This window comes from Arthrobacter oryzae, from assembly GCF_037911235.1.
GTDB lineage: Bacteria > Actinomycetota > Actinomycetes > Actinomycetales > Micrococcaceae > Arthrobacter > Arthrobacter oryzae_E.
The window spans coordinates 1-541 of sequence record NZ_JBBLYW010000046.1 but is presented as its reverse complement, the minus strand read 5'-3'; the positions used below and the strand labels follow the sequence as shown (position 1 = coordinate 541).

Below are 541 nucleotides of genomic sequence, written 5' to 3'. Positions count from 1 at the left end.
GGCGTTGCGGGCTGAGGAGTTCTTCGAGCTGCTCGGCGGTGAGCAGTCCGTGTTCGAGGACGAGTTCGGCGACGCCCTTGCCGGTGGCGAGGGCTTCCTGGGCGATGGCGGTTGCGGTGGCGTAGCCGAGGTGGGGGTTGAGCGCTGTGACCAGGCCGATTGATTGTTCCACCGTGAGCCGGAGGTGTTCGGTGTTGGCGGTGATGCCCCGGACGCAGCGTGCCGTGAGGGTGCGGCAGGCGGCTTCCAGGTGGGAGATGCTCTTGTGGAGGCTGTGGACGATGATGGGTTCGAAGGCGTTGAGCTGGAGCTGCCCGGCTTCGGCGGCCATGGTGATGGTGACGTCGTTGCCGATGACTTCGTAGGCCACCTGGGAGACCACTTCCGGGATGACCGGGTTGATCTTGCCGGGCATGATGGAGGATCCGGACTGCACGGCGGGCAGGTTGATTTCGCCCAGGCCGGCGCGGGGGCCGGAGGAGAGCAGCCGCAGGTCGTTGCAGATCTTGGAGAGCTTCACGGCCACGCGCTTGAGGACGCC

The 541-nt window shown here is 66.5% G+C and carries 1 protein-coding gene; it reads right to left on the bottom strand.

What is annotated here, in order from left to right; all coding sequences use genetic code 11:
• Window positions 1–541 (bottom strand): lyase family protein (locus WMN78_RS13345; RefSeq protein ID WP_340534196.1); only part of this gene is annotated, 541 nt, incomplete at both ends.